Consider the following 6,974-nt stretch of genomic DNA (forward strand, 5'->3'; position numbering starts at 1 on the left):
AGCTTTTAAGAAGCTAGTACATTTTATTTTGTTAAGTGCAAGAAAAATAACCTTGTTTATCAAAAAACTTTGCACTTTACTTGAATAAAAAGTCTTGAAACGCTTATATTTAATTGATTTTGACTTATTCAGCAAGCCCTAAGTAACCATTTATTATCCTCAATTAAAAAGCTAGTCTCCAATATCTTTACCAAGGATTGCCCACAATGGTAAAAGAACTCCAATAAAATGGATGGGTTAGATCTGCATCTTGAATATTGCTAGGAAGAGAGAAGGTGCGATCGCCAGTAATTAATTTTCCTGGCTCTAAACGCAAAGTCTGTTCGATCGCGGCTATTTGTGCTTGTCGTAGTGCTTCTGCTTTGATGGGGGCGGTTTGTAATTCTTGATAGAACTTAGACATCATCGACAGCGTACCGCGATCGCTGACATACCAAAGACTTCCTAGGGCAGATTTAACTCCCGCTTGGTGAGCTAACCCTGCAAAGCCAAATTCTACATCAGGGTCGCCAAAAGCAGTTCTACAAGCACTCAACACCATTAATTCTACTTGAGGATTATTTAATCCCAATTCCCTAACTTTATCTAGTTCTAACTTGCGATCGCCAAATTGGATAAAAGAATTTTTGGGCGTACCAGGGGTGAATTCCGCATGGGTAGCTAGATGGAGAATACCAAAGGGATTGGCAGATTGCATCTGTTGCAGATTTTCAATGGTAAAGTTTTCCCCCAGAAAAGAACTACCTTTCGACCAAAGTTGTTCGGTAATCAAATCGACTTCTACTGGTGCTGCGGGGAGAGGATCGAGAGCAGAATCGGTGGGGAAATTTTCCGCACCCATGGCTAATAATCCCAAATCTTTGATGTCTTGATAGCGAGTGTCAGTCAAACTCAAACTGGGCATTAAACCCACACTATACTTTTGAACTAGATATTGTTCGCCATCGTGTAAGGCTGCAATCGGCACAGTCCGCAAACCACTATCCATGAGGAAAACTAGATTATCGATTGCCCGTTCGTTTAATTCTTGCTCGATTGGTTCGATTAACCATTTATGCAATTGTTGACCGAGAGGCAAAAAGTATCGTTCCGATCTTTCCTGAAAAATACTTTGAGAAAAACGACGGGCGACTTTACTGACATTCGAGCGAGTTACCCATTGACCATTTTCATCTTTAACTTGCTGGCGAATTATATCTCCTTCAGTAGTTAGCACGATCAATTCCAGGCGATCGTCGGATTGGGGTAAAATATTGCTATTGCGTCCCTGAATGGCATCTACCCCCGCAGGGAAAAAGGCTACATAAATTAAAGCTGGTTTTGCCCCTGTAGATTCTTCCACATTGCTTAGATTTTGTTTTACTTGAACTAAATCCACTTCTAAATTATCTGCACCAACTTTTTTAGCAAACAAAGAAGAATTGTTATAGTAATTTGTGTAGCTTTGAGCAAAGTCAGAGTCAATTAGAGGTAAAAGAGTCGCAACATAATTATTTTCGTCCCTAGCACCACTCTCAAAAGCTATATCGCCAACAGTAGTAGGAATTTCCGATTCATTATCCTCCGCAGTTATTTCTTCAGGCACTTCAATATTAGGAAAAGGAGGAAGATCTTCAGTAGGAATAATAACAATCGGTTCTGTTTCTGAGATATTTACGTTGTCTCCAATTAGTTGTTCTTCTGGACTATCTACATTAACTTCCGTCCCTTCTAGAATAATGCTACTGGCAGGAGTATTTTCAACCCCCGAAATAGTGCCATCTACTGTAACCGTACCTCTATCTGTACTTAAGGTAATATTATCGCCAATAATACTATCTACATCCACATTACCCAATTCTCCATCACGCACGATTAGGGTCACATCACCAGTACCAGCATTGAGCAAGACATCATCAGAAATTGTAATATCAGCTTCTCCAGGATCGCGAAAATCTAATTGAGTACCGTTACCGCTAGTCTCGTTAGCAATGATGGTGATATCTCCATTGTCAGAAATGATACTAGAATTAACATCAACGCTTCTACCTGCTTGAAGGGTTAAATTTCCGCCATCTCCTTCGGTGTTATTAATATTAATTTCTTCAGTGGTAATCCGAATATCGTTGTTCGCTTGTAGGGTTAGATCCGTACCTGAATTAAGGATATTGACAATGGTTTGAGGAGCAATAGAGAAAGAATCCCCAGGATTCTCTGCAAAAGCAATATTGCCTTCAATAGTTTCTAAAGGCTGGAACTCTATTTGTTCGGTACTAGTTACAAATGCTTCTCCTGCTTGAGTTGTTCCTGTTCGTTGGTCAGTATTTCCTTGCGCCCCAATTAAAACTAGATCGGAATCTCCTCCTGCAACCGCACCACCAAAACCACCTCCAGTAACAGGATTGGGGTTTTCTAGAGTATCGCCAACTTGGGTTCCGTCGGCAGCAAACACGAAAGCTTGCCCCGCACCATTACCATCCGCGCCAATTAAAATGTTTCCTTGTACTTCTGCAACAGAACTTCCAAATCTATTTCCGCTAGGATCGGGATTATTAAAAGACTGTATTTGATTACCACTAGTATCGAATAAAAATGCTTGTCCATCACCTCCATTATTAGAAGGTGCGCCTACTATAAAATTGTTTTCTATTCCTGCAACGGAATTTCCAAATTGACCATTATTTGTAGGATTTGGATTATTGTAAGTTTGAAGTTGGGAGCCACTTTGATCGAATAAGAATACTTGACCTGCTCTATCTACTTCACTAGAGATATTTCCAGGTGCACCAATTAAAATGTCTCCGTTAACCTCTGATACCGAAAGACCAAAAGCATTACCCGAACCAGATATATTTTCTGCAATGGAAGGATTAGGATTGCTAAAAGTTTGAATTACATTAATAGGATTGTTACGATCTATCAAAAATGTTTGTCCTGCTCTTTCTATTCCTTCAACGGTATGTCCTGGTGCACCAACTACAATTCTGTTGTTGCCAATCGAAACTAAAGAAGCACCAAAGTTTTGATCTCCAGGTGGAATATTACCAACAAAATCAAACTCAAAACGTGCATTAGCATTAGGATTGTCATAAGTCTGAATAGGAGAGGTGTTTTCTTTGTTGAATAAAAAAACTTGTCCTGCTTCTGAAACGTCATTAGAAATATTTCGAGAAGCACCAACTAAAAATTCATTGTCTCCCGATTCTGCTACTGATATACCAAAAAAACCGCCGACTACTGGATTTGGATTATCGTAGATTACTGGATTTTGACCATTGCGATCGAATAAGAAAGCTTGTCCTGCATTTTGGATTCCATCAGTAGAATCATAATTCGGTGCGCCCACTACCAAATCGTCTCCTACAATAGCTACTGAAAAAGCAAATCCTACCGCAGTTCCAGTTATCGATTCAGGATCTGGATTAAATAAGGTAGCTAAAGGACTATCAGGATCGCCGATAGTAATGTTTTTGGGGTCTAATAATAGTTCCCCTGCTTGTCCGAGGGGAGAACTAGCATCTACCGTACCTGTAAAGACCAGTAACTCTTTGCCCGATATTTCTACCAAGCCTCCATCGCCTCCATTTTCGCCACCCGTAGCGGTGATTTCTCCTGTCATGCGGGTTAGGGAATCCGACCAAACAATGCCTTCTCCGCCATTACCATTATCTGTAGCGTCAACGGCAATAGTAGAGTTATCGTCTACTATGGTGTGGCTGGCGTTGGGTATGTTGCCACTTCCTTGAAAGTCGCCACCAATGCGGACATTACCCCCCGCAGTTATGCCCGTAGCCTGAATATTTCCTGAAAGTAACCCGACTTTATTACCTGTAAGGTAAACTTCTCCTCCTGTGATGCCAGAGACATTAATCTGACCAGAGGCTATAGTTAGGGCTGCTTCGGGATGGAAACTAGTGACCGTATCATTGATAGTTATCGAACCATCGTCATTAGCAGTCAAACCTGCATCTATATCATTGCTAGTTAGTAGGGTGGGTAAGTCTTTAGCAGTAAAAGGTAAAACATTACCATTACTATCTCTTGGGGGTTCGATATCTAAACTGAGTAGATGTCCCTCTTGGGAGATTCGCACCCTGCTACTACCAGGAATAGCGGAAAGAGTAACGCTGCCAGCAGGGCTGTTTATTTCCCCTGTATTGATGACATTGCCCCCTAAAAGGGTTAAATTGTTGCCTTCTGCCAAACTTAAATCGCCATTATTAATAATTGTTCCCGAATTTGCTCCATCAAAGGCAAACTGGGAAGGCGTTCCAATCAGACTTTGGTAGCTATTGTCTCCTACGGCATTAAACCAAAGATTGTCGGCAAAACCGATACCTGTGGCAGTAGTAGCGATAAAGTCTCCTGGTACGTTTAGTTGTGCTTCCGCCCCAAAAATAATTCCCGCAGGATTCATTAATAAAAGATTGGAATTTCCCCCCGTAACTTGCAGTAAACCATTGATTACAGAAGGATCTCCGCCATTTATCCGTCCTAAGATGTTGCGAATATTAGGATTAGAGATAAAATTGGCTATTTGTTCGTTGGAAAGATTGAAACGACTAAAACTGTGAAATAGATTTTGACCATCTCCTGAAAAACTACCACCCTCAATATTTAAAGTATTGCCATCCGTATTAATTGTTGTTCCCGTACCGTCGTTGTTAGGAACGATCGCATCGGCTAAAACAGAGTTTTTTCCTGTCAAAACCGCCAAAAAAGCTAATAGTAATGATTGAGAAAGTTGAGAAACTCCAAATGAAAATTTACAGGTAGGTTTAACTTTAGTTGAATGCTTGATAGAAGATGGCATTTTGAACAACAAATATTGATGGGTGCAGATTGATTGTTACCAAAGTCAGAGATAAAAATTTGGCTGTCAACAATTTTACTACTTACCAAGATTATTCATTGTTTCTATGAGAATATTTTCATTTTTTTTTAATCTTGTTTGAGTAAGCAATCTAATAATATCTACATAGCAAGCCTGTATTTGACTTAAAACAAGCTAGTTTAGCTCAAATACCGAAACAAAAATTTACAATAGCTAATATATTTTATTGTCTAAATGAAAAAAGCGATCGCCATCTCAACCCCCCAATACTTATTAGCATTTACTTCAACATTAGGCTGGCTGGTTTATAGTAATTGTCAATTAAAAGCGATCGCAGCGGATAAATTGAATACTACAATTAATCAAAGTATTAATCAAAATATTAATAAAAATACGATTGCTCAGGTCAATCAAGAAGTAGTAGAACCACCTCAACTCCTACCAGAAGAAACAAGTCCGCCTCAGATCGATCGCGATCGCGCCCCTAGATTAGACGACGATACCAATGTGGCAATTAAAACAGTTCGAGTTGCAGGGGATACAATTCTTGACCAATCAGAAATAGATAACATTTTTCAACCCCTAACAGGAAAAACAATTACTTTAGGGGAATTAAGACTGGCGGTTGACGATCTGACCCAGATTTATTTAGAACGGGGTTATGTTACCTCCAGGGCAGTATTAGATGAATCTTCTGTCGATAGTGGCAATATTCAAGTACAAATTCTGGAAGGGACAGTTAAAGAAATCAAGGTTGAAGGGACGCAACGGCTAAAAAATTACGTGCGATCGCGAGTGAATTTGGCAGCGGGTACGCCATTGAATACCGCCAAACTGGAAGATAGTTTGCGCTTGTTGCGTCTCGATCCTTTATTCGACAACGTAGAAGCTAGTATCACTGCGGGAGACAATCCAGAAGTCGGAAAAAGTGTTGTACAGGTAAGGGTAACAGAAAGCGATCGCCTAAACTTACAAGTCAGTCTCGATAACTATTCTCCTCCTAGTGTTGGTGCAGAACGTTTGGGACTAGAAGCCGAATATCGCAGTCTATTGCGCGGAGGGGATAAAATTTCAGCCCGTCTTTATCCTCGAATCTCAGCTTTGACCGATACTTTTGATTTTGGGGTTAACTATCAAATTCCCGTTAATGCTAGAAACGGTACGGTAAGTGCGGGGATTGATATTAATCGCAATGAAGTTATCGATCCGATTGGCGAAGACCTTGACGATCTTGAAATTGAAGGAGAAAGCGAACGAGTTAGTTTGGGGTTTCGCCAGCCCATTATTCAAAATCCCAGACAAGAATTAGCCCTCTCTCTCGATTTTGATTATCAGGATGGTCAAACTTTTCTATTTCAGGAAGGAATTAACTTCGGTTTGGGTCCCGATGAAGATGGAGTCAGCACTACGAGCGTTTTTCGCTTCGGTCAAGAATATATTAGAAGACAAGTTTCTGGGGCTTGGGCATTGCGATCGCAACTTAATTTGGGAACTGGTTTGTTTGGGGCAACAGAAAACGACGAACCTATTCCTGACGGTCGGTTTTTTAGTTGGTTTTTACAAGCCCAAAGAGTCCAAGTGTTGAATAGCGATAATTTTTTAATTATTCAAGCCAACTTACAACTAACTCCCGACAGTTTATTGCCTTCCCAACAGTTTGTGATTGGTGGGGGACAATCGGTTAGAGGATATCGCCAAAACGTGCGCTCTGGAGATAACGGGCTGATTCTTTCCGTCGAAGATCGCTGGACTCTGGTGAAAAACCAAGCAGGAGAACCGTTATTTACTTTTACTCCTTTCGCCAATTTGGGTACGGTTTGGAATCAGGGAGATAACCCCAATGAATTACCCGACGAAAACTTTATTGCCGCCATTGGAGTTGGTTTTATTTGGCAACCTCTAGATGGTTTAAACATTAGGTTAAACTACGCTCCGCCTTTGGTGAGCTTAGACGATCGAGGAGATAATATTCAAGATGATGGTTTGCATTTTAGTTTGAATTATGGTTTATCTCTATAAAATATTACTTAACCTCAGTTCGGGTTAAGCTACTGACTATCGATCTAGTTATTAGTTATTAGTTATTAGTTAGGGACGTTTCATGAAACGTCCGTACTAGTTATTAATTAAAGCTTATTTGTATTACAAGCAGCGATTAAAA

At 40.3% G+C, this 6,974-nt stretch carries 2 protein-coding genes; one reads left to right on the forward strand and one right to left on the reverse strand.

Features of this window, described 5'->3' with window-relative positions; all coding sequences use genetic code 11:
• Nucleotides 1-187: 187 nt before the first annotated feature.
• A complete protein-coding gene (locus tag AC33VI_RS23430) occupies nt 188-4,792 on the reverse strand; it encodes a CHAT domain-containing protein (RefSeq protein WP_491784669.1) in 4,605 nt (1,534 codons plus the stop codon).
• Between the two features lie 255 nt (nt 4,793-5,047).
• On the opposite strand from AC33VI_RS23430, the gene AC33VI_RS23435 reads away from it, so the two are divergent.
• Nucleotides 5,048-6,832, forward strand: coding sequence for a ShlB/FhaC/HecB family hemolysin secretion/activation protein (locus tag AC33VI_RS23435; protein WP_491784670.1), 1,785 nt, complete (start codon nt 5,048-5,050; stop codon nt 6,830-6,832).
• The last annotated feature ends 142 nt before the right edge of the window (nt 6,833-6,974 follow it).

The sequence above is a fragment of the Waterburya sp. genome (genome assembly GCF_058530065.1).

What these genes read in the sequence shown, in the direction of transcription:
- AC33VI_RS23435 (WP_491784670.1), top strand. Translation starts at nt 5,048, where the DNA reads ATGAAAAAAGCGATCGCCATCTCAACCCCCCAATACTTATTAGCATTT.
- AC33VI_RS23430 (WP_491784669.1), bottom strand. Translation starts at nt 4,792, where the DNA reads ATGCCATCTTCTATCAAGCATTCAACTAAAGTTAAACCTACCTGTAAA.